This window comes from Enterobacter sp. JMULE2 (assembly GCF_013337145.1).
GTDB lineage: Bacteria > Pseudomonadota > Gammaproteobacteria > Enterobacterales > Enterobacteriaceae > Enterobacter > Enterobacter mori.
Genome location: NZ_SGWD01000017.1, coordinates 51,029 through 73,357 on the forward strand (window position 1 = coordinate 51,029; position 22,329 = coordinate 73,357).

At 54.5% G+C, this 22,329-nt stretch carries 19 protein-coding genes; 3 read left to right on the forward strand and 16 right to left on the reverse strand.

The genetic code is table 11. The annotated features are described in order from the left end of the window. Position 1 precedes the first annotated feature (1 nt). The 16 genes from EXW94_RS22415 to leuO all read right to left on the reverse strand — a co-directional run bounded on the left by EXW94_RS22415 (position 2) and on the right by leuO (position 18,850). Positions 2-922, reverse strand: a complete 921-nt coding sequence (locus EXW94_RS22415; RefSeq protein WP_120159217.1) for a D-alanine--D-alanine ligase — start codon at positions 920-922, stop codon at positions 2-4. Further along, positions 915-2,390: a UDP-N-acetylmuramate--L-alanine ligase gene (gene murC, locus EXW94_RS22420; protein WP_174341050.1), complete on the reverse strand. Its 1,476-nt coding sequence runs from the start codon at positions 2,388-2,390 to the stop codon at positions 915-917. The genes EXW94_RS22415 and murC overlap by 8 nt, the downstream gene beginning before the upstream one ends. Before the next feature lie 57 nt (positions 2,391-2,447). Continuing rightward, positions 2,448-3,512, reverse strand: coding sequence for an undecaprenyldiphospho-muramoylpentapeptide beta-N-acetylglucosaminyltransferase (gene murG, locus EXW94_RS22425; protein ID WP_174341051.1), 1,065 nt, complete (start codon positions 3,510-3,512; stop codon positions 2,448-2,450). After that, positions 3,509-4,753, reverse strand: coding sequence for a cell division protein FtsW (gene ftsW, locus EXW94_RS22430; protein ID WP_042718662.1), 1,245 nt, complete (start codon positions 4,751-4,753; stop codon positions 3,509-3,511). Before ftsW ends, murG begins: the two co-directional genes overlap by 4 nt. Then, on the reverse strand, positions 4,753-6,069 hold the full coding sequence (gene murD, locus EXW94_RS22435; RefSeq protein ID WP_174341052.1) for a UDP-N-acetylmuramoyl-L-alanine--D-glutamate ligase: 1,317 nt from the start codon (positions 6,067-6,069) through the stop codon (positions 4,753-4,755). The genes ftsW and murD overlap by 1 nt, the downstream gene beginning before the upstream one ends. Positions 6,070-6,071: 2 nt before the next feature. Continuing rightward, positions 6,072-7,154 carry a phospho-N-acetylmuramoyl-pentapeptide-transferase gene (mraY, locus tag EXW94_RS22440; protein WP_003856353.1) on the reverse strand — a complete coding sequence of 361 codons (1,083 nt, stop codon included), beginning with the start codon at positions 7,152-7,154 and terminating at the stop codon, positions 6,072-6,074. Next, positions 7,148-8,506, reverse strand: a complete 1,359-nt coding sequence (gene murF / locus EXW94_RS22445; protein WP_174341053.1) for a UDP-N-acetylmuramoyl-tripeptide--D-alanyl-D-alanine ligase — start codon at positions 8,504-8,506, stop codon at positions 7,148-7,150. The genes mraY and murF overlap by 7 nt, the downstream gene beginning before the upstream one ends. Beyond that, on the reverse strand, positions 8,503-9,990 hold the full coding sequence (gene murE, locus EXW94_RS22450; RefSeq protein WP_174341054.1) for a UDP-N-acetylmuramoyl-L-alanyl-D-glutamate--2,6-diaminopimelate ligase: 1,488 nt from the start codon (positions 9,988-9,990) through the stop codon (positions 8,503-8,505). Before murE ends, murF begins: the two co-directional genes overlap by 4 nt. After that, on the reverse strand, positions 9,977-11,743 hold the full coding sequence (locus EXW94_RS22455) for a peptidoglycan glycosyltransferase FtsI (RefSeq protein WP_010426990.1): 1,767 nt from the start codon (positions 11,741-11,743) through the stop codon (positions 9,977-9,979). The genes murE and EXW94_RS22455 overlap by 14 nt, the downstream gene beginning before the upstream one ends. A 15-nt stretch (positions 11,744-11,758) precedes the next feature. Continuing rightward, positions 11,759-12,124 (reverse strand): cell division protein FtsL, encoded by a 366-nt coding sequence (ftsL, locus tag EXW94_RS22460; protein ID WP_006173860.1) that lies wholly within the window; start codon positions 12,122-12,124, stop codon positions 11,759-11,761. Continuing rightward, positions 12,121-13,062, reverse strand: a complete 942-nt coding sequence (gene rsmH, locus EXW94_RS22465) for a 16S rRNA (cytosine(1402)-N(4))-methyltransferase RsmH (protein WP_108417095.1) — start codon at positions 13,060-13,062, stop codon at positions 12,121-12,123. Before rsmH ends, ftsL begins: the two co-directional genes overlap by 4 nt. A gap of 2 nt (positions 13,063-13,064) precedes the next feature. Beyond that, complete coding sequence (gene mraZ, locus EXW94_RS22470) at positions 13,065-13,523, reverse strand: division/cell wall cluster transcriptional repressor MraZ (RefSeq protein WP_174341055.1); 459 nt, start codon at positions 13,521-13,523, stop codon at positions 13,065-13,067. A 601-nt stretch (positions 13,524-14,124) separates the two neighbouring features. After that, positions 14,125-15,129 carry a catabolite repressor/activator gene (gene cra, locus EXW94_RS22475; protein WP_010426996.1) on the reverse strand — a complete coding sequence of 335 codons (1,005 nt, stop codon included), beginning with the start codon at positions 15,127-15,129 and terminating at the stop codon, positions 14,125-14,127. Positions 15,130-15,308: 179 nt separating this feature from the next. Beyond that, a complete protein-coding gene (ilvN, locus tag EXW94_RS22480; RefSeq protein WP_003856371.1) occupies positions 15,309-15,800 on the reverse strand; it encodes an acetolactate synthase small subunit in 492 nt (163 codons plus the stop codon). Between the two features lies 1 nt (position 15,801). Next, entirely contained in the window at positions 15,802-17,526 is a 1,725-nt protein-coding gene (ilvI, locus tag EXW94_RS22485) for an acetolactate synthase 3 large subunit (RefSeq protein WP_174341056.1), read from the reverse strand. A 379-nt stretch (positions 17,527-17,905) separates the two neighbouring features. After that, positions 17,906-18,850 carry a transcriptional regulator LeuO gene (gene leuO, locus EXW94_RS22490; RefSeq protein ID WP_108417098.1) on the reverse strand — a complete coding sequence of 315 codons (945 nt, stop codon included), beginning with the start codon at positions 18,848-18,850 and terminating at the stop codon, positions 17,906-17,908. Positions 18,851-19,487: 637 nt separating this feature from the next. On the opposite strand from leuO, the gene leuL reads away from it, so the two are divergent. The 3 genes from leuL (at position 19,488) to leuB (ending at position 22,328) form a co-directional block, all read left to right on the forward strand. Then, the gene (leuL, locus tag EXW94_RS28595) at positions 19,488-19,574 is read left to right on the forward strand and encodes a leu operon leader peptide (protein WP_071985395.1); all 87 of its coding nucleotides are present in this window, start codon (positions 19,488-19,490) and stop codon (positions 19,572-19,574) included. A 91-nt stretch (positions 19,575-19,665) separates the two neighbouring features. Next, on the forward strand, positions 19,666-21,237 hold the full coding sequence (gene leuA / locus EXW94_RS22500) for a 2-isopropylmalate synthase (RefSeq protein ID WP_089599189.1): 1,572 nt from the start codon (positions 19,666-19,668) through the stop codon (positions 21,235-21,237). After that, positions 21,237-22,328, forward strand: coding sequence for a 3-isopropylmalate dehydrogenase (leuB, locus tag EXW94_RS22505; RefSeq protein WP_023310385.1), 1,092 nt, complete (start codon positions 21,237-21,239; stop codon positions 22,326-22,328). The genes leuA and leuB overlap by 1 nt, the downstream gene beginning before the upstream one ends. Position 22,329 lies beyond the last annotated feature (1 nt).

Here is a 22,329-nt window from a genome sequence, read left to right on the forward strand (position 1 = left end):
ATCAGCCCGCCTGGTCCAGAATACGTACGACTAACTGCGAGAAGCTCATCCCCGCCTGACGCGCTGCCATCGGTACAAGGCTATGGCTCGTCATACCGGGTGAGGTGTTGGCTTCCAGCAGGTAAAATTGCCCGTCACCGTCGAGCATGACATCAATGCGTCCCCAGCCGCGGCAGCCTAAAACATTCCAGGCTTTGAGCACCAGAGACTGTAATTCGGCTTCACGTTCTGCTTCAAGACCACTTGGACAGAAATATTGCGTCTCATCAGAGAGATACTTCGCCTCATAATCATAGAAGACTCCGGCGGGTTGGATGCGAATTGACGGTAAAATTTCTTCGCCAAGCATCGCAACAGTAAATTCCGGCCCGCTGAGCCATTTTTCAATCAGAACTTCTTCATCATGTTGAAATGCCAATGTTAAAGCGGCAGATAAATCCTCAGCTTTATCAACTTTAGACATCCCGACGCTTGACCCTTCGCGGCTCGGCTTAACAATAACCGGTAAGCCCAGCGCGGCAATGCGTGTATTAACGCTGTCCGACAGGCCCAATTCAAATTCAGTACGCGTCAGAGCAACCCATGGCGCAACGGGGAGACCCGCGCCCTGCCACAGCAGTTTGCTGCGCAGTTTATCCATGGAAATGGCGGACGCCATCACGCCGCTGCCGGTGTACGGCAGGCCGATTAACTCCAGCAGCCCTTGCAATGTACCGTCTTCACCGCCACGACCGTGCAGCGCAATGAAAACTTTATCGAAGCCCATCGCTTTCAGCTGGGTCACATCAATCTCTTTCGGATCGACCGGATGCGCATCGACGCCACCTTCACGCAGGCCCGCCAGAACGGCAGCGCCAGAATTCAGGGACACTTCGCGCTCGGCGGAGGTGCCGCCAAACAGGACAGCAATCTTATCAGCCATGACGCTCGTCCTCCGGAGTTTGCGGCTTCAGTTTGATTTCAGCTAAGGTACGGGCGATTTTGCCGATATTTCCCGCACCCTGAATCAGAATCAAATCATTGCCCGTCAATACCGGTGCCAGAATCTCAGCCACCTGAGCGGGTTCAGAAACCAAAATAGGGTCCACTTTACCGCGTCCACGAATGGTACGACACAAAGAACGGCTGTCTGCCCCCGGAATCGGAGTTTCGCCCGCTGAATAAACATCCAGCATCAGCAGCGTATCGACCTGCGACAGCACGTTGGCGAAATCGTCGTACAGATCGCGGGTACGGGTGTAGCGGTGGGGCTGGAAGATCATCACCAGATTTTTGTCCGGCCAACCCGCACGAGCCGCTTTGATCGTGGCGTCCACTTCCGTTGGGTGGTGACCGTAATCGTCTACCAGCATTGCGGTACCCGATTTACCGTTCACTGCGTCCAGTGGGAATTCACCCAGGAAGTCGAAGCGACGGCCTGTACCCTGGAAGCTTTCCAGCGCGCGCAGGATCGCATCATCATCAATGCCTTCCTCCGTCGCTACCGCAACTGCCGCCGCCGCATTCAGGGCGTTGTGGCGACCTGGCGCATTCAACGTCACGTGCAGCAGTTCTTTGTCCTGACGCGCCAGGGTGAAATGCCCCTGCGCACCAATCTGTTTGTACTCTTCCACACGAACATCAGCATCTTCGCTGAAGCCATAAGTGGTGATCTGACGCCCGACGCGTGGCAGCAGCTCGCGGATCACCGGATCGTCAACGCACATTACCGCACGGCCATAGAACGGCAGGTTGTGCAGGAAGTTAATAAACGTCTGCTTTAAGTTTTCGAAGTCGCCCTGGTAAGTATCCATATGGTCAGCTTCGATATTGGTGACAATCGCCACCATCGGCTGCAGATGCAGGAACGATGCATCGCTCTCATCCGCTTCAGCAATCAGGTAACGGCTGTGGCCCAGACGCGCATGGACGCCTGCCGCTTTCACCAGACCACCGTTAACGAACGTCGGGTCCAGACCCGCTTCCGCATAAATGCTGGATACCATCGCCGTGGTTGTGGTTTTACCGTGCGTGCCCGCAACGGCGATACCGTGACGAAAACGCATCAGTTCCGCCAGCATCTCTGCGCGGCGGATCACCGGAATACGCGCTTCATGTGCGGCAACGATTTCCGGGTTGTCAGAGGAGATGGCGCTCGACACCACCACCACGCTCGCATCGCGCACGTTTTCCGGGCGATGGTTGAAATAGATAGTCGCCCCAAGCGACGCCAGCTGCTGCGTGACAGGGTTTGGCGCCAGGTCAGACCCGCTGATCTGATAACCTTCGTTAGCTAACACTTCGGCAATACCGCCCATGCCAGCACCACCGATGCCAACAAAGTGAATGTGCCGGACGCGACGCATCTCGGGCACGATAGAACGCAGTTTTGCCAGTTGTTGTGTATTCATTCTCTAAACGCCATCGACTACTTAAAAATTCGTGCCGCGCTTCACGCGCTGCGAGGGTTAAGCCTGGGCTGCCAGGCTCACTTCTTTTGCCACTCGTTCCGTTGCATCCGGGATAGCCGCCGCGCGCGCGCGCTGTGCCATTTCCAGCAATGCGTCTCTGTTCCAGCCCGCCAGAGTGGTGGCGACCGCATCGGCGGTAAATTGTGGCTGCTCAAAAATCTTCGCGGCACCGGCTTTCTCTAGCGGCAGCGCATTCCAGTACTGCTGTCGGTCTTTGTGCTGGAACGGCACAAACAGCGCTGGCAGACCCGCGGCAGCGATTTCGCTCACCGTTAATGCGCCAGAACGACAGACCACGACATCGGCCCAGGCATAGGCTGCGGCCATATCGTCAATAAATTCCGTTACTTTGTGCTGCGGTTGCCCCGTTTCAGAGTAAGCCTGCTCAACGGTCTGCTGAGCACCTTTACCGCTCTGATGCCAGATGGTCACGGCATCGCCCAGCTTTGCGGCCACCTGCGGCATCGTCTGGTTCAGGACGCGTGCCCCCTGAGAACCACCGACGACCAGCACGCGTACCGGACCTTCACGACCATTCAGGCGAGCGTCAGGCAGCGGCAGCGCCAGCACATCGACGCGCACCGGGTTTCCGACGACGTCTGCTTTCGGGAACGCGCCGGGGAAGGCCTGCATCACTTTGGTGGCAATTTTCGCCAGCCACTTGTTGGTCAGCCCGGCGATACCGTTCTGCTCATGCAGCACAACAGGGATGCCCAGGGACCACGCCGCCAGCCCACCAGGACCAGACACATACCCGCCCATTCCCAGCACCACATCAGGCTTAAACTGCTTCATGATGGTGCGGGCCTGACGCCAGGCGTTAAAAATACGCACCGGTGCCAGCAACATTGCCTTGAGGCCTTTGCCTCGCAGGCCAGAAATACGAATAAAGTCGATCTCAATACCGTGTTTCGGTACCAGATCGGCCTCCATGCGGTCTGCGGTTCCCAGCCAGCGTACCTGCCAGCCCTGATCCATTAAATGGTGCGCAACCGCCAGCCCCGGGAACACGTGTCCGCCGGTACCGCCTGCCATCACCATTAACCGCTTCGGTTGATTCATCGTGAACCTCGTGTAAACGCCTGGGCTTTCTCCAGACGCGTCTCATAATCTATGCGCAACAAAAACATGATGGCCGTCGACATGATCAACAGACTCGAACCACCATAACTGATCAGCGGCAACGTCAGGCCCTTAGTCGGCAGCATACCCGCTGCGGCCCCGACGTTAACCAATGCCTGGAAGCTAAACCAGATACCAATTGAACAGGCTAAGAAACCTGAGAAGCGGTGATCGATCTCCAGCGCTTTTCGGCCAATCGACATGGCGCGGAAAGCGACGAAGAATACCATTAATAGCGCTAATACCACACCGATATAACCCAGTTCTTCCCCAATAATGGAGAAGATGAAGTCGGTGTGTGCCTCAGGCAAATACTCCAGTTTTTGCACCGAGTTGCCCAGGCCTTGCCCCCAGACTTCACCGCGGCCAAACGCCATCAGCGACTGCGTCAGCTGATAACCGCTGCCGAACGGGTCTTCCCACGGGTTCCAGAACGAGGTCACGCGGCGGATACGGTAAGGCTCGGCGAGGATCAGCAGCACAACCGCCGAAATCCCCATCCCGATGATGGCGATGAACTGCCACAGCTTTGCCCCCGCCAGGAACAGCATCGCCAGCGTGGTGACAAACAGTACCACCACAGTACCAAGGTCAGGCTGTGCCAGCAGCAGGATGGCCAGCACCAGAATCACGCCCATCGGCTTTAAGAAGCCGCGAAGGTTATTACGAACTTCATCAACCTTACGCACCAGGTAGTTCGCCAGGTAGCAGAACAGGGAAAGCTTGGTAAATTCCGCAGGCTGAATACGCAGTGGACCAAAGGCGATCCAGCGCGATGCCCCGTTAACGGAGCTCCCGACAACCAGTACGATCAGCAGCATGATAATGGACGCAATCAACATGGCTGTACTGTGCCGCTGCCAGAACGACATCGGCAGACGTAAGGTCACCAGCGCCAGGCAGAACGCCAGAATGATGTACAGCCCGTCACGCTTGGCAAACAGGAAGGGATCGTTAGCCAGACGCTGCCCGACCGGCATGGAGGCCGAGGTCACCATGATAAAGCCGATCGCCGCCAGCCCCAGCGTAAGCCAGAAGAGCATGCGGTCATACATGATCAGGCTATCGGAATCCTTATCCCGGGAAGCCATCACCCAGCCTTTCAGTGCCGCAAACAGCCACACCAGAATTCCAAATCCTGGCAGGCGCGGCATTTTCAGGCGAGGGAGAGATAAACGCATCAGCCTAACTCCTTCGCCAGGCGGGTAAAGACATCACCACGCTGTTCGAAATTCTTGAATTGATCGAGGCTGGCGCAAGCCGGAGAGAGCAGCACCATGTCGCCTGGCTTCACGCGCGGCGCGATCAGGCGCAGCGCCTGTTCCATGGTCTCAGTTTGCTCGGCGATCTCCGGGCGCAGTTCAGCCAACTCGCTGCCGTCACGACCAAAGCAGTACAGGCGGATGTTATCTCCGGAGAGATACTGTTTCAGCGAGGAGAAATCTGCAGATTTTCCATCACCACCCAGCAGCAAATGCAGCGTACCCTCAACGTGAAGACCGTTCAGCGCGGCCTCCGTGCTTCCCACGTTGGTGGCTTTGGAGTCGTTAATCCAGCGCACGCCGTTATGTTCCAGCGCTAGCTGGAAGCGGTGCGCCAGACCGGTAAATGTGGTCAGCGCTTTCAGGCTGGAAGAGCGAGGCAGGCCAACGGCATCCGCCAGCGCCAATGCTGCCAGCGCGTTGGTGTAGTTATGCTGACCGCAAAGCGTCATCTCTTTCACGTTCAGCACTTTTTCACCCTTCACGCGCAGCCAGGTTTCACCCTGCTGACGGTTCAGGTGGTAATCACCCATGGTGATCCCAAAGCTGATGCAGCGGTCATCTGCACCGCGCACCGGCATGGTCAGCGCGTCGTCGGCATTAACCACGCAGACTTTCGCATTTTCATAAACGCGCAGCTTAGCCGCGCGGTACTGCTGCAGACCAAAGGGATACCGGTCCATATGATCTTCAGTCACGTTGAGGATCGTCGCGGCAGCCGCGTGCAGGCCGGAGGTGGTTTCAAGCTGGAAGCTGGAAAGTTCCAGCACGTACAGCTCACAGCCTTTATCCAGCAGCATCAGGGCTGGCAGGCCAATATTGCCGCCAACACCGACGTTCTTACCCGCCGCTTTTGCCATCTCGCCGACAAGCGTAGTGACCGTGCTTTTACCATTTGAGCCGGTAATGGCGATAATCGGAGCCTGCGCTTCTCGACAGAACAGTTCGATGTCCCCGACAATCTCTACGCCCGCATCGGATGCGGCGCTGAGTGATGGGTGCGCCAGCGCCATACCCGGGCTGGCAACAATCAGATCGGCGGCCAGCAGCCAGTCATCATTCAGACCACCAAGGTGGCGTTCAACCTGTTCCGGCAGTTTGTCCAGACCCGGCGGAGAGACACGCGTATCCATCACGCGCGGCGTGACGCCGCGCGCAAGGAAAAAGTCCACGCAGGAAAGGCCCGTGAGGCCCAACCCGATGATAACGACTTTTTTACCCTGGTAATCTGCCATGATTAACGTACCTTCAGCGTTGCCAGGCCAATCAGCACCAGCATCAGCGAAATAATCCAGAAGCGCACAATCACGCGCGGTTCCGGCCAGCCTTTCAGTTCATAGTGGTGGTGAATCGGCGCCATACGGAAGATGCGCTGGCCGCGGAGCTTGAAGGACCCGACCTGCAAAATCACCGACAGGGTTTCAACCACAAACACACCGCCCATGATCACCAGCAGGAACTCCTGGCGCAGCAGCACGGCAATAATGCCCAGCGCGCCACCCAGCGCCAGTGAACCGACGTCACCCATGAAGACCTGCGCCGGATAGGTGTTAAACCACAGGAAGCCCAGCCCCGCGCCGACAATCGCCGTACAGACGATCACCAGCTCACCCGCGTGGCGCAGGTAAGGGATATGCAGATAGTTGGCAAAGTTCATGTTACCGGTCGCCCAGGCCACCAGCGCAAAACCGCCCGCCACGAAGACGGTCGGCATAATCGCCAGGCCATCCAGACCATCAGTCAGGTTCACCGCGTTACCGGTGCCGACAATCACGAAGTACGCAAGCAGGATATAGAACAGCCCCAGCTGCGGCATCACGTCTTTAAAGAACGGCACGACCAGCTCGGTAGCTGGCGTGTCTTTGCCTGCCAGATACAGCGCAAAGGCCACGCCCAGCGCGATGACCGACATCCAGAAATACTTCCAGCGGGCGATCAGTCCCTTGGTGTCTTTGCGTACCACTTTGCGATAGTCATCGACGAAGCCAATGATCCCGTAACCCACCAGAACCGTCAGTACACACCAGACATACGGGTTGGACGGATACGCCCACAGCAGCACGGAAACAACGATCGCGGTCAGGATCATGATCCCGCCCATCGTTGGGGTGCCGCGTTTGCTGAAGTGAGATTCCGGACCGTCGTTGCGCACAACCTGGCCGAAAGAGAGCTTTTGCAGACGGGCAATCATGCGCGGGCCCATCCATAACGAGATGAACAGCGCAGTCAGCAGGCTGACAATGGCGCGAAACGTCAGATAGGAAAAGACGTTAAAGCCTGAGTAATATTTGACCAAATGTTCGGCCAGCCAAACTAACATGTCCCGTTCTCCTGTAATGCGTGCACAACCTCTTCCATGGCGGCACTACGTGAACCTTTCACTAACACTGTCACAATTTGTTTTTCTGTAATTAATGCTTTAAGGCGCTCAATCAACGCCGCTTTTTCGGCAAAGTGTTCACCGACACCGCTGGCATGGCTAATTGCCTGGCTCAGTTTTCCTGCGCTCAGCACGCAATCAATGCCCGCCGCTTTCGCCGCGTCACCGACCTGGGTATGACAGGCTTCGCTTTCATCGCCCAGCTCGGCCATATCGCCAACCACCATCACGCGGTAGCCCGGCATTTCTGACAACACCTGCACCGCCGCCGTCATCGAGCCAACGTTCGCGTTGTAGGAGTCATCCAGCAGCAGTTTGTTTTCCGAAAGCTGAATCGGGAACAGACGCCCCGGCACGGCTTTCAGATTCGCCAACCCAGCTTTGATCGCATCATGCGACGCACCAACCGCCATGGACAACGCCGCCGCCGCAAGCGCATTGGCGATGTTATGACGACCCGGCAGAGGCAGCAGCACATCCACGCCACCCGTTGGGGTGTTGAGGGTGAACTCCGTGCCATGGGACGTTACATGGATATTGGTCGCCGTAAAGTCACTGTTAGCGGCATTCGGTGAGAAGCGCCAGGTCTTACGGGAACCAATAATGCTTTGCCAGTTCAGCCAGTCATTGTTGTCGGCATTCATAATGGCAATACCGTCAACCGGCAGGCCGGTGTAGATCTCGCCTTTGGCTTTCGCCACGCCTTCCAGCGACCCGAAACCTTCGAGATGCGCGGCGGCCAGGTTATTCACCAGCGCCGCCTCCGGACGAGTCAGGCTCACAGTCCAGGCGATTTCGCCCTGGTGGTTTGCTCCTAACTCGATCACCACAAATTCATGTTCTTTGGTCAGGCGGAGTAATGTCATCGGCACGCCGATGTCATTATTTAGATTGCCCGCAGTATAAAGTGTGTTTCCGCACTGGCCGAGAATCGCCGCCGTCATCTCTTTTACGGACGTTTTTCCGGACGACCCCGTCAGCGCAACAACGCGAGCCGGAACCTGCTGACGGACCCATGCCGCCAGTTCTCCGAATGCCAGACGGGTATCGTTCACCACAATCTGCGGCAGATCGATGTCAAGCTGACGGCTGACTAACAGCGCACCCGCGCCGTTCTCTTTGGCCTGCTGTGCAAAATCATGCGCATCAAAACGCTCGCCTTTCAGCGCCAAAAACAGACAACCCGCGGTCACTTTGCGGGTATCCGTGGTCACGGCGTCAATGGTCAGATCCTGACCCAGCAATTCGCCGTGCAGTACCGCAGCGGCCTGGCTTAGCGTGAGGCTAATCATGCCACGACTCCCAGCAGACGAGCTGCCGTTACACGGTCCGAGTAATCCAGACGACGATTGCCGACAATCTGATAATCTTCATGGCCTTTCCCGGCCAGCAGAACCACGTCGTTTTCCTTAGCCTGCATGATGGCGTTGGTCACCGCTTCCGCGCGGCCTTCCACCACGCGAGCACGACCCGCATCCAGCATGCCCGCCAGAATGTCGTTAATGATGGCGCGCGGCTCTTCGGTACGCGGGTTGTCATCGGTCACTACAGGAATATCCGCAAACTGCTCGGCAATAGCGCCCATCAGCGGGCGTTTGCCCTTGTCGCGATCGCCACCGCAGCCAAACACGCACCAGAGCTTACCGACACAGTGCAGGCGAGCCGCTTCCAGCGCTTTTTCCAACGCATCCGGCGTATGGGCGTAGTCGACCACAACCGTCGGTTTACCCGGCGCGCTGAACACTTCCATACGGCCACAAACAGGCTGCAGCCGCTCAGCGGTTTTCAGCAGGTCAGCCATTCGATAGCCGAGCGCCAGCAGTGTGGCCAGCGCCAGCAGCAGGTTGCTGACGTTAAACGCACCCATCAGGCGGCTTTCAATTTCACCTTCACCCCAGGAAGAGGCAAAGCGGATTGTCGCCCCGCTGTCGTGGTAATTCACCTCAACGGCCTTCAGCCAGCGACCGTGGCAGTTCGGATTGATATGGTCTTCCATCGACACCGCAACCGCATCCGGCAGCTTCGCCAGCCAGCGGCGACCGACTTCATCGTCGGCATTGATGATGGCCTGACCGTGATGGTGGGTGGAATAGAGCAGCCATTTCGCGGCTTCGTAGTGCTCCATATCACCGTGGTAATCAAGATGATCGCGGCTCAGGTTGGTAAACACCGAAGCCGCAAATTTCAGCGCGGCCACGCGGTGCTGTACCAGACCGTGTGAAGAGACTTCCATCGCAGCAAAGGTCGCGCCCTGCTCTGCCAGCCCGGCAAGCACATGCTGTACGTCAACTGCCGAGCCGGTGGTATTTTCCGTCGGGCTCACTTTACCCAGCAGGCCATTACCCACGGTTCCCATGACGGCACCGGTTTCACCCAGCAGTTGCGCCCATTGCGCCATCAGCTGCGTGGTGGTGGTTTTACCGTTGGTGCCCGTCACGCCAACCAGACGCAGATGGTCGGAAGGTTCTTGATAGAAACGCCCTGCCAGCGCAGAAAGACGCTCATTTAACTGGCTGAGATAGATAACCGGCACACCGTGCATTTCACGGATTTCACCGTCGGTTGCCTCATCTTTGGCCTCAGCAATAATGGCAGCAACACCTTGCGCAATCGCCTGCGGGATATAACGACGCCCGTCCGCCTGATGACCGACCACCGCCACAAAAAGATCGCCGGAAGCAGCCACACGGCTGTCCAGTACCATCTCTCGCAGTGCTCGCTCCGGTGCATTTGGCACCCACGGAGCGAGAAGGTCGCGCAAATTACGATCTGCCACCTGTACCCTCGCCTTGATTAATTACAAATTCACTTTTGTCGCCCGTCGCCAGCGCATCCGGTTCAATGTTCATGGTGCGCAATACGCCGCCCATGATGGCCCCGAACACAGGCGCGGAGACGGCGCCGCCGTAGTATTTACCCGCCTGTGGATCGTTAATGACGACCACCAGCGCAAAACGCGGATTGCTTGCAGGTGCTACGCCTGCGGTATAGGCAATGTATTTGTTAATGTAGCGGCCGTCCGGCCCCACTTTTTTCGCTGTACCGGTTTTAATGGCGATGCGATAGCCTTTAATCGCCGCCTTCACGCCACCGCCGCCGGGCAGCGCCACGCTTTCCATCATATGAACAACAGTACGGACGGTCGATTCCGGGAAAATACGCTCACCGGGAACCGGTGGATCAACTTTGGTAATCGACAGCGGGCGATAAACACCATAGCTGCCGATCGTTGCGTAGACTCGCGCTAACTGTAACGGTGTCACCATTAGCCCGTAGCCGAAAGAGAAGGTGGCCCTCTCTATGTCAGACCACCGTTGTTTTTGAGGATATAAGCCACTGCGTTCTCCGACCAACCCCAAATTGGTCGCCTTTCCAAGCCCAAAACGTGAGTAAGTCTCTACTAACGCTGAGGACGGCATCGCTAACGCCAGCTTTGAAACACCGACGTTACTCGACTTCTGTAACACCCCGGTCAGGGTCAATTCGCTGTAGCGCGCCACGTCTTTGATTTCGTGACCGTTAATGCGGTAAGGAATGGTATTCAGTACGGTGTTTTCATTGACGATACCGCGCTGAAGTGCCGTCATGACCACCATCGGCTTAACGGTCGAACCCGGTTCGAACACGTCGGTGATGGTACGGTTACGCATAACATCCTTCTGCGTACCGGTAAGATTGTTAGGGTTGTAGGACGGGCTATTGGCCATCGCCAGCACTTCACCCGTGCTGACATCAACTAACACGGCACTGCCCGATTCCGCTTTGTTAAAGGCCACGGCATTGTTCAGCTCGCGGTAAACCAGCGCCTGTAGCCGCTCATCAATACTCAGTGCAAGGTTGTGTGCGGCCTGGCTGTCGGTTGAAGAAATATCCTCGATCACGCGACCATAGCGGTCTTTGCGCACAATGCGCTCGCCGGGCTGACCGGTGAGCCATTTGTCAAAGCTTTTTTCAACGCCTTCAATCCCCTGGCTATCAACGTTAGTAAAGCCAATGAGGTGAGCAGTCACTTCGCCGGATGGATAGTATCGGCGGGATTCTTCACGCAGATGGATCCCCGGCAGCTTCAATTTTTTGATGTAATCCGCCATGTCAGGGTTCACCTGACGCGCCAGATAGATAAAGCGCCCTCTCGGGTTGGTATTCACACGTGAAGCTAACTGGTCCAGCGGCATCTTCAGCGCGTCCGCAAGGGCCTTCCAGCGGTTATCAAGCGTGATCCCACCAGCATCATGCAGCTCTTTCGGATCGGCCCAGATGGCCTTCACCGGGACGCTCACCGCCAGAGGGCGACCGGAGCGATCGGTGATCATCCCGCGAGACGTCGACACTTCCTGCACGCGAAGAGAGCGCATATCACCCTGACGCACCAGCATGTCAGGGGCGATGATTTGCAACCACGCCACGCGTCCCAGCAGGAAACCCAGCGCCAGTAAAATGCAGCCGCAAAGCAACGCAAAACGCCAACTGACAAAGTTGGCCTGTTCTTCCTGACGTTTTGGTTTTAGCGTTTTTGCCGCTGCTTTCATGCGTCGCGTTTTCCCTTATTTTTGTACTACGATATTTTCCTGCGATGGATCAACATGCTGCAGCTGCAGCTTTTCCGTTGCGATCCGTTCAACCCGGCTGTGATCGCCGAGCGCGTTTTCTTCAAGGATCAGATTTCGCCATTCAATATCCAGCGCATCGCGTTCCAGCACCAGCTGCTCGCGTTGCGCAGTCAATAAACGTGTATGGTGGGCTGTTGTCACCACCGTTACTGCCGTCACAATGATGCAAATGAACAAGCAGAGTGGCAGCTTCCCAAACCGCAAAAGATCGTCGCCGATCACGCCAGGCAAGGCATGGCGCTCGTTGCTTCCTAACGATCCCTTAACTTTGCTTAGGGTCTCTGTCACTCTGCCGATCATGCGTTCGTCCTCTCTGCAACTCGCAGCACTGAACTACGGGCACGTGGATTCTCTGCCACCTCTTCTTCGCCCGGCATCAACTTGCCTAATGCTCGCAACTGACGGCCACCCAGCTTCTTGAGTTGTTCTTCCGTCATCGGCAGCCCCGCTGGCACCTGAGGACCGCGGCTCTGTTCACGCATAAAGCGCTTCACAATGCGGTCTTCCAGCGAATGGAAGCTGATGATGGATAACCGCCCACCCGGGGCCAGCACGTCGAGCGAGCTTTTTAGCGCCAGCTCTATTTCCTCCAGTTCACTGTTTACCCAGATACGAACCGCCTGGAAGGTACGGGTCGCGGGATGTTTGTGCTTATCCTTCACCGGTGTTGCAGCTGCAATCACCTCGGCCAACTCTTTGGTACGCGTCATCGGCTCAATGCGGTTTCGTTCAACGATGGCGCGCGCGATACGTTTACCAAAACGCTCTTCGCCGAAGGTTTTGATGACCCAGGCGATATCCGCTTCGTCAGCAGTTTGTAACCACTCTGCGGCAGACTGGCCACGCGTCGGATCCATGCGCATGTCCAGTGGACCGTCGCGCATGAAGGAGAATCCGCGCTCTGCATCATCAAGCTGAGGTGAAGAGACGCCAAGATCGAGAAGAATTCCGTCGATCTTGCCCGTCAGGCCGCGCTCAGCTACGTAATCCGCCAGCGCAGAAAAAGGTCCATGCACGATGGAAAAGCGTGGGTCATCGATGGTTTGCGCAACGGCAATCGCCTGCGGATCGCGATCGATTGCCAGCAGACGTCCTTCCGCTCCTAGCTGGGAGAGGATCAGACGCGAGTGGCCACCGCGACCAAAAGTGCCATCAATGTAGATGCCGTCTGGACGAATATTCAGACCGTTAACGGCCTCATCCAGCAACACCGTTGTATGTTTATAATTTTCCATCATATTTATAGAGACAAGTCCTGCAGCCGTTCCGACAATGTTGCGGAATCGGACTGCTCAGCGTCGATATCTTCCTTGACCTGTTGATACCAGGTCGTTTCGTCCCACAGTTCAAACTTATTAAACTGCCCGACCAGCATCACTTCTTTTGTCAGACCCGCATGTTGCCGCAACACAGGCGCAATCAGTAGTCGTCCTGCGTTGTCCATCTGACACTCACTGGCATGTCCCAATAACAACCGCTGTACGCGGCGCTCTTGCGGATTCATGCTCGACAGTCGCGACAGCTTTTGCTCAATAATTTCCCATTCGGGTAAAGGGTAAAGCAGCAGGCAGGGGGAGTTGATGTCAATGGTGCAAACCATTTGACCTGAAGCGTTCTCAATCAGCTGGTCGCGGTATCGGGTTGGTACCGATAAGCGCCCTTTGCTGTCGAGAGTGACTAACGTAGCTCCACGGAACATGCCAGCCTCACCCCTCCTCACCACTTTAACCCACAAATTCCCACCTAAAGGAGTTTACGGAGCGATGGAAAAGCTTGTCAAGCCAGGACTCTCTCTATACGGACCCGAAAGCCCTCTATTTACAGAGATAAACAGACCTGGTTAATAACTGCACAACTGGCGAGGCAAAATTAACGTTATGAATATTTGTAAGAAAAAAACCGAATATGCACACTAGCGTTAAAGCTCACTCAATATCATCGCAAGGAAATATAAAGTGTCAGTTTGCGACGCGGGCAGCATTTTAAGACATATTGCCAGGGGATAACAGCGCCAGATTCATCGCGGCATCCTGAGCGTTCAACGCCGGGCAGGCTAGCCAGAAGGGAGAGAGAAAAAACGTTTGAATATTCATCACCCGAAGCAGGTTTGTAACAAAACAATACAAAATTAGCCTTTTAAAAACGTATCAGTATTCTTTTAAAGGCAATTTAAACGCTCAAACGAATTAAGAAAAATAGCAGGCTATGATTCCTAAGGAATTATCCTAATTTTAATGCGGGAATTAAGGTAACCATTAATTCTGTAAAAGGGGGGCTGTTTTCACGCCCCCAGGAAATGATTAATGACGGCTTAAAATGCCACGACGATAAAGATTACGTTTGATGCGGGTAAGGCCAGGCTTCGGTTTGCGGGGCTCATCCAGGCTCGCCAGCACAATCTCCAGCACGCGTTCAGCCACGTCGCGGTGGCGCTGAGCCACGGCCAGTACCGGGCACTGCAGGAAATCGAGCAGTTCGTTATCACCAAACGTTGCAATGGCCAGATCCGAGGGCAACTTCCCGTCACGACGCAGCGTCACATCCATCACCCCCTGCAGCAGCGCAAAAGAGGTCGTGAACAACGCCTGAGGCATCGGATGCGTTTCGAGCCATTTTTCGAACAATTGTGCGGCGGCTTCGCGTTCATAGCTGTTGGCATAGAGATAGTGAACCTCGCGCGGATCCTCTTTCCAGGCAGTCCTGAAACCTTGCTCACGCAGGAAGCTCACCGAAAGCTCTGGCAGCGCGCCAAGATACAGCACGGTTTCGGCCGGGAAGGTTCTTAGCTCGGCCGCCAGCATTTCCGCATCATCCTGATCGGCGCCGACGACGCTGGTGAAATGCTCCCGGTCAAGGGCACGGTCGAGTGCGACAATCGGGAACGGATCGTTTGCCCAGCGCTGGTAAAAAGGATGCTCTGGCGGTAATGAGGTTGAAACGATGATGGCATCCACCTGGCGCTGGAGCAGATGCTCAATACAGCGCATCTCGTTGTCGGGCTGGTCTTCAGAACAGGCAATCAGTAATTGATAGCCACGCTGGCGTGCCTGACGTTCGAGATAGTTGGCGATACGGGTGTAGCTGGTGTTTTCCAGGTCTGGGATCACCAGACCAATCGAGCGGGTGCGTCCAGCGCGGAGACCGGCTGCGACAGCATTCGGATGGTAGTTATGCTCACGAACCACCGCCATGACTTTTTCAACGGTCTTATCGCTGACACGATACTGCTTTGCCTTACCGTTAATCACATAGCTGGCCGTAGTTCGTGACACGCCGGCTAACCGGGCGATTTCATCCAGTTTCACAATTGCCCCTTAAAAAAAGAAAAGAGTCCATGGCCCTGTCAAGGTTATGGTTAAATCTTTTAACATCTAAACGCAGAAAAGCCTTCGCGGCAACCGCTTTTATCTGCGTTGTCGGCTGATTACACAAAAAAAAGCCCGGCTTTGGTGACCGGGCAGAAAGAGGCGAACCTTTTTGACAGCTAACGCATGATTTTATCGCCGCGCGAAAGGCCAACCACGCCAGAGCGCGCAACTTCTACAATTTTTGCCACATCCCGCACGGAGGCCAGGAAGGCATCCAGCTTATCACTCGTCCCCGCCAGCTGAACCGTATAAATAGAAGGCGTGACGTCAATAATCTGCCCACGGAAAATATCCGTATTGCGTTTGACCTCTTCACGTCCGTAGCCGCTGGCCTGAATTTTTACCAGCATCACCTCACGCTCAACATAAGCGCCCTGCCCCAGCTCGCTCACGCGCAGCACATCAACCAGCTTATGTAGCTGTTTCTCAATCTGCTCGAGCACCTTGGCGTCGCCGACGGTCTGGATCGTCATGCGCGACAGCGTGGGATCGTCCGTCGGCGCAACGGTCAAACTTTCAATGTTGTAACCGCGCTGAGCGAATAGCCCGATGACGCGTGACAGTGCGCCAGACTCGTTTTCCAGTAATACAGATAATATCCGGCGCATATCAGGTTCTCTCCGTTTTACTTAACCACATTTCGTCCATACCACCACCGCGAATATGCATCGGGTAAACGTGTTCGGTGCCATCCACAATGACATCCATGAACACGAGGCGGTTGTTTTTCACGTGCTCAAGCGCTTCACCGAGTTTCGTTTCCAGCTCTGCCGGATCGGTCACTCGCATGCCAATATGCCCATAGGCTTCCGCCAGACGGACAAAGTCCGGAAGCGATTTCATATAGGATTGAGAGTGGCGGCCGGAATAGACCATATCCTGCCACTGCTTCACCATGCCGAGATAGCCGTTGTTCAGGTTCAGCACCAGGACCGGCAACTCATATTGCAGCGCAGTAGACAGCTCCTGAATATTCATCTGAATGCTGCCATCACCGGTCACACAGACCACGGTTTCATCTGGCAGCGCCAGCTTCACTCCCAGCGCGGCTGGCAAACCGAAGCCCATCGTGCCTAAGCCACCGGAGTTGATCCAGTGGCGCGGCTTATCAAACGGATAATAGAGTGCTGCAAACATCTGATGCTGGCCGACGTCAGACGTCACATACGCCTCGCCTTTGGTCAGACGCCAGATCGTTTCGATCACCGCCTGCGGCTTAATGTGCTCACTTTGCGTGTCGTACTTCAGGCACTGACGCCCACGCCATTGTTCTATCTGCTGCCACCAGTCGCGGATCTCATCCAACGGCTGAGAGACCGTTTCCTGCGCCAGCAGATCCAGCATTTGCTCAAGGACCTGACGCGCATCCCCGACGATCGGCACATCTGCCGGGACCGTTTTCGAAATAGAGGTGGGATCGATATCAATGTGCAACACGGTCGCATTCGGACAGTATTTCGCCAGGTTATTGGTGGTGCGATCGTCAAACCGAACGCCAACAGCAAAGATCACATCCGAGTTATGCATCGTCATGTTGGCTTCATAGGTGCCATGCATACCCAGCATCCCCAGCGCCTGACGATGCGTTGCCGGGAATGCCCCCAGCCCCATCAGCGACGATGCGACAGGAAGATTCAGCTTTTCAATCAGCTCACGCAGCTGCGTTTCACAGGCGGAGTTAACGGCCCCCCCACCCACATAGACCACCGGTTTTTTCGCTGCCACAAGCGTCTGCAGCGCGCGCTTAATTTGGCCTTTGTGCCCTTGCGTCGTTGGGTTGTAGGAGCGCATGCTCACCGATTCCGGCCAGACATAAGGCAGCTTATTCGCCGGGTTCAGAATATCTTTTGGCAGATCGACCACCACCGGGCCTGGACGCCCGCTTGCTGCCAGCCAGAAGGCTTTTTTCAGCACGCCGGGAATGTCTTCGGTTTGCTTTACCAGGAAGCTGTGCTTCACCACGGGGCGTGAAATCCCCACCATGTCGCATTCCTGAAAAGCATCGTAGCCAATCAAGGAGGTCGCAACCTGACCGGAAAGAATGACCAGCGGAATGGAGTCCATATACGCTGTCGCGATACCGGTAATGGCGTTGGTCGCACCAGGCCCAGACGTGACTAATACCACACCCACTTCACCCGTCGCACGGGCCAGCCCGTCAGCCATATGTACTGCCGCCTGCTCGTGACGAACCAGAACATGGTCAATGCCGCCTACCGTATGAAGCGCATCATAAATATCGAGGACTGCGCCTCCCGGGTAGCCAAACACTTGCTTCACGCCCTGATCGATCAGCGATCGAACGACCATTTCCGCGCCAGACAACATCTCCATGCTTTGCCTCCAGGCTTTTTGTTATAGACAGAAAGCAGAATTCATTTCCGCCCCGTCTTACGATAGGGGTTAACCTATCTTATATAATGCAGAGTGATCGTTACCTTAACCGCTCGTTATAAGGCAGGCAATTGGCAAACAAGGCGGGGGAAAGGCCTTCCGGAGCAGAAAAGAGAGCCCGTCAGGAAGGTTATGGTGAATTCATCTGTAATCAGAGGTTGGGATAATGAATCATCGCTTAAAAGTGAGATGATTCAGGAAATCATCTATTTTTGACGGTATGAGAACAGCCAGAAAAAAATCATTCAGAACAAAATATCATTAACATTAAAAATATCAGGATAAACAGCATGCATTAATGCGGTTTATCCTGACGCGCTTATCGACGGCAGACGCTGATAAGCAACTCTTCCATCCACTGATGCCCTTTATCCCGGCCAGCTGCTTCATGCCATGAAAGGTAACAAGTACGGCTATTAAGCTTGAGCGGTAATGGCAAAATTTGCAGATTAAGCTGTTCAGAGAACTCTTCCGCCAGCCAACGCGGGGCAATAGCGACCAGGTGCGTCTGGGATACGACGTTTAATACGCTGACCATTGCCATGCCCTGATAAGCAACGCTCGCTTGTTTATCCGCAGTGTCATACCACGGCAGGCTAAATGAAGCATACCTGTCGAGGGCGACAACAGCATGTTGTTCATTATAGACATCGTTTTCACGCAGCGGAGAATTCATTCTCGGGTGTTTTTTACTGGCGACCAGGACCATTTCATCTTTAAATAGCGGTACGCAGGAAAACTCCGGGCGACGGAACTCTTCGTATCCTAAGACAAACTCCGTTTCCTGATAACGAAGCTGGTGCTCAGTGTTCTGATTTAATGAAGACTTAAAAACCAGATGAATATTTGGCGCAATTGTTTCAACTTTATTATATATGATTGAGGTCAAATAATTGTCTAGCGGGCTGCAAACGCATAAATGGAATACTCGCTCGCTGCTTAAGGGTTCAAAACCTGAACCAGGCAGTTCATTTTGTACCAGTTGCAGCGCCTGACGAATAGAGCCAAACAGTTGAAATGCGCGGGCAGTGGGTTGGATCCCTCTCCCGTAACGTACAAATAATTCGTCGTTAAACATCAACTTAAGTCTGGCCACCGCATTACTTACCGCTGGTTGAGACATGCCAAGGGATTGAGCTGCTCGCGTGATATTCTGCTCCTGCATTACCGCGTCAAAAACGGTTAACAGATTGAGATCCACAGTGCGTAACTGAGGTTTAACCCCGTCATAAACCTGAGGTTGATTAATATTATTTAATGGCATTCCTGACTCCACTGTCACGCTAAACCCCCTCTGCCAGAGCATTGTAATAAGTTCGAAAAATATGATTTACCATGCATATACGACCAGCGAAAGAGAATTATTAAAAATTCGGAAAATATAAAGACAAACTCATCAATAGAGGGCAGATGCATCTCATTGAAGCAGGGATAAAAATCAACGTGAATTGATATCAATTACATTAGGGTTGGCATGAAACCATAGTTCATATGAATAAACAATCACCCCTCAGGTTAATAATAACTTAAGTTTCATTAAACTATTAACGCCAGCCTCGCTAAGTTAGTTAACAAACTTTTATCAATACGCCCAACGCATTCGCGTCCGAATCATTCACCACGCGCATAAATTAATGAAATAACACATATTTCAATCTCTGGAGCGACGACAAACAAAGTATGTTTAATTGATACTAAATATATTGAAATCATTCCGGTGACAAATTTCAAGTCCAAAAATAGACAATTAAAGAGGTCACAAACGAGAAAGCCAGCACAATTAACTAAACGCAATAATCAGTGCGATCGTGCCAGCAGGGGTAAATTTGTCACCAAGGGTTGACATGAACAGTCGTATCCAGTACCACTAAAAGCATATTGAATTTAACGGAGCACGATTCATGACACGCATCATTCGTTTCACCGGTCTACTACTACTAAACGCATCCACTGTGCGCGGTAGGCTGGCGGGCGAAATTCAGCGTTGAATCGTCACCAGTAAGACTAAAAACCCGCGCCACTGCGCGGGTTTTTTTATGCTCGTAGCAAGGCGCCCTAAGACTGACAAGGACCTAACCCATGAGCCAGCAAGTCATTATTTTCGATACCACTTTACGTGACGGTGAACAGGCATTACAGGCGAGCCTGAGTGTAAAAGAGAAACTGCAGATTGCGCTGGCTCTCGAACGTATGGGTGTCGACGTGATGGAAGTGGGTTTCCCCGTCTCTTCACCGGGTGATTTTGAATCTGTACAAACCATTGCGCGCACCATTAAAAACAGCCGCGTATGTGGCCTGGCACGCTGCGTAGAGAAAGACATTGACGTTGCTGCCGAGTCGCTGAAAGTGGCTGAAGCCTTCCGTATCCACACCTTTATTGCGACCTCGCCTATGCACATCGCAACCAAATTGCGCAGCACGCTGGACGAGGTTATCGAACGTGCGGTGTATATGGTCAAGCGCGCACGTAACTATACGGATGACGTTGAATTCTCCTGTGAAGATGCGGGCCGTACGCCAATCGAGGATTTGGCGCGCGTCGTCGAAGCCGCGATCAATGCGGGCGCAAAAACCATCAACATCCCGGACACCGTCGGCTACACCATGCCGTTTGAGTTCTCCAACATCATCACCGGACTGTATGACCGCGTACCAAATATTGATAAAGCGATTATCTCAGTTCACACCCATGATGATTTGGGCCTGGCTGTGGGGAATGCCATCGCGGCCGTTCACGCCGGTGCGCGTCAGGTAGAAGGCGCGATGAACGGTATCGGTGAACGTGCAGGTAACTGTTCGCTGGAAGAAGTGATCATGGCGATCAAGGTGCGCAAAGACATTATGAATGTGAATACGCGCATTAATCACAATGAAATCTGGCGCACCAGCCAGACCGTCAGCCAGATCTGCAACATGCCGATTCCGGCCAACAAAGCGATTGTCGGCACCGGTGCCTTCGCGCACTCCTCCGGTATTCACCAGGATGGCGTGCTGAAGAACCGTGAAAACTACGAAATCATGACCCCAGAATCCATCGGCCTGAACCAGGTGCAGTTGAATCTGACCTCTCGCTCTGGCCGTGCAGCGGTTAAGCACCGCATGGAAGAGATGGGTTATCAGGACAGCGATTACAACATGGATCAGCTGTACGACGCATTCCTGAAGCTGGCCGACAAAAAAGGTCAGGTCTTCGACTATGACCTGGAAGCGCTGGCCTTTATTAACAAGCAGCAGGAAGAGCCTGAGCACTTCCGTCTGGATTACTTCAACGTGCAGTCCGGCTCCAGCGACATCGCCACCGCCTCGGTCAAACTGGCCTGCGGTGATGAAATTAAAGCAGAGGCCGCTAACGGTAACGGCCCCGTCGATGCCATCTACCAGGCGATTAACCGCGTCACCGAGTACGACGTTGAGCTGGTGAAATATGACCTGACGGCTAAAGGGCACGGTAAAGACGCGCTGGGTCAGGTGGATATCGTGGTGAATTACAACGGCCGACGTTTCCACGGCGTGGGCCTGGCGACCGATATCGTTGAATCCTCCGCGAAAGCGATGGTGCATGTTCTGAACAACATCTGGCGCGCCGCCGAAGTCGAAAAAGAGTTGCAACGCAAAGCTCAGAATAAAGAGAACAACAAGGAAACCGTGTAATGTCGAAGAATTACCATATTGCTGTGTTACCGGGCGACGGTATTGGTCCGGAAGTGATGGCACAAGCGCTGAAAGTACTGGAAGCTGTTCGTGCGCGTTTTGCGATGAAAATTACCACCAGCCACTACGACGTGGGCGGTATTGCGATTGATAACCACGGTACGCCACTGCCGAAAGCGACCGTGGAAGGCTGCGAAAATGCCGATGCCGTGCTGTTTGGTTCCGTCGGTGGCCCGAAATGGGAACACCTGCCGCCCGCAGAGCAGCCAGAGCGCGGCGCGCTGCTGCCGCTGCGTAAACATTTCAAGCTGTTCAGCAACCTGCGTCCGGCGAAGCTGTATCAGGGTCTGGAAGAATTCTGCCCGCTGCGCGCGGATATCGCCGCCAACGGTTTCGACATTCTGTGCGTGCGTGAACTGACCGGCGGGATCTATTTCGGTCAGCCTAAAGGACGCGAAGGCAGCGGACAACACGAGAAAGCGTTCGACACCGAGGTGTATCACCGTTTCGAAATCGAACGTATCGCCCATATCGCGTTTGAGTCGGCGCGCAAACGCCGCCATAAAGTGACCTCCATTGACAAAGCGAACGTGCTGCAGTCTTCCATTTTGTGGCGCGAGATCGTCAGCGAAGTCGCTAAGCAGTACCCGGACGTCGCGCTGTCGCACATGTACATCGACAACGCAACCATGCAGCTGATTAAGGATCCGTCCCAGTTTGACGTGCTGCTGTGCTCCAACCTGTTCGGCGATATCCTCTCTGACGAGTGCGCGATGATCACCGGCTCCATGGGGATGCTGCCATCCGCAAGCCTGAATGAAGAAGGCTTTGGCCTGTACGAGCCTGCGGGCGGCTCCGCGCCGGATATCGCAGGCAAAAACATTGCCAACCCGATTGCGCAGATCCTCTCCCTGGCCCTGCTGCTGCGCTACAGTCTGGATGCAGGCGATGCAGCAACCGCAATTGAAAACGCCATTAACCGGGCGTTAGAAGAAGGCGTCCGTACCGGTGATTTGGCACGCGGTACGGCAGCAGTCAGTACCGATGAAATGGGCGACATTATTGCCCGCTATGTCGCTGAAGGGGTGTAAT

What these genes read in the sequence shown, in the direction of transcription:
- EXW94_RS22415 (WP_120159217.1), bottom strand. Translation starts at nt 922, where the DNA reads ATGGCTGATAAGATTGCTGTCCTGTTTGGCGGCACCTCCGCCGAGCGC.
- murC (WP_174341050.1), bottom strand. Translation starts at nt 2,390, where the DNA reads ATGAATACACAACAACTGGCAAAACTGCGTTCTATCGTGCCCGAGATG.
- murG (WP_174341051.1), bottom strand. Translation starts at nt 3,512, where the DNA reads ATGAATCAACCGAAGCGGTTAATGGTGATGGCAGGCGGTACCGGCGGA.
- ftsW (WP_042718662.1), bottom strand. Translation starts at nt 4,753, where the DNA reads ATGCGTTTATCTCTCCCTCGCCTGAAAATGCCGCGCCTGCCAGGATTT.
- murD (WP_174341052.1), bottom strand. Translation starts at nt 6,069, where the DNA reads ATGGCAGATTACCAGGGTAAAAAAGTCGTTATCATCGGGTTGGGCCTC.
- mraY (WP_003856353.1), bottom strand. Translation starts at nt 7,154, where the DNA reads ATGTTAGTTTGGCTGGCCGAACATTTGGTCAAATATTACTCAGGCTTT.
- murF (WP_174341053.1), bottom strand. Translation starts at nt 8,506, where the DNA reads ATGATTAGCCTCACGCTAAGCCAGGCCGCTGCGGTACTGCACGGCGAA.
- EXW94_RS22455 (WP_010426990.1), bottom strand. Translation starts at nt 11,743, where the DNA reads ATGAAAGCAGCGGCAAAAACGCTAAAACCAAAACGTCAGGAAGAACAG.
- ftsL (WP_006173860.1), bottom strand. Translation starts at nt 12,124, where the DNA reads ATGATCGGCAGAGTGACAGAGACCCTAAGCAAAGTTAAGGGATCGTTA.
- rsmH (WP_108417095.1), bottom strand. Translation starts at nt 13,062, where the DNA reads ATGATGGAAAATTATAAACATACAACGGTGTTGCTGGATGAGGCCGTT.
- mraZ (WP_174341055.1), bottom strand. Translation starts at nt 13,523, where the DNA reads ATGTTCCGTGGAGCTACGTTAGTCACTCTCGACAGCAAAGGGCGCTTA.
- ilvN (WP_003856371.1), bottom strand. Translation starts at nt 15,800, where the DNA reads ATGCGCCGGATATTATCTGTATTACTGGAAAACGAGTCTGGCGCACTG.
- ilvI (WP_174341056.1), bottom strand. Translation starts at nt 17,526, where the DNA reads ATGGAGATGTTGTCTGGCGCGGAAATGGTCGTTCGATCGCTGATCGAT.
- leuO (WP_108417098.1), bottom strand. Translation starts at nt 18,850, where the DNA reads ATGCCATTAAATAATATTAATCAACCTCAGGTTTATGACGGGGTTAAA.
- leuL (WP_071985395.1), top strand. Translation starts at nt 19,488, where the DNA reads ATGACACGCATCATTCGTTTCACCGGTCTACTACTACTAAACGCATCC.
- leuA (WP_089599189.1), top strand. Translation starts at nt 19,666, where the DNA reads ATGAGCCAGCAAGTCATTATTTTCGATACCACTTTACGTGACGGTGAA.
- leuB (WP_023310385.1), top strand. Translation starts at nt 21,237, where the DNA reads ATGTCGAAGAATTACCATATTGCTGTGTTACCGGGCGACGGTATTGGT.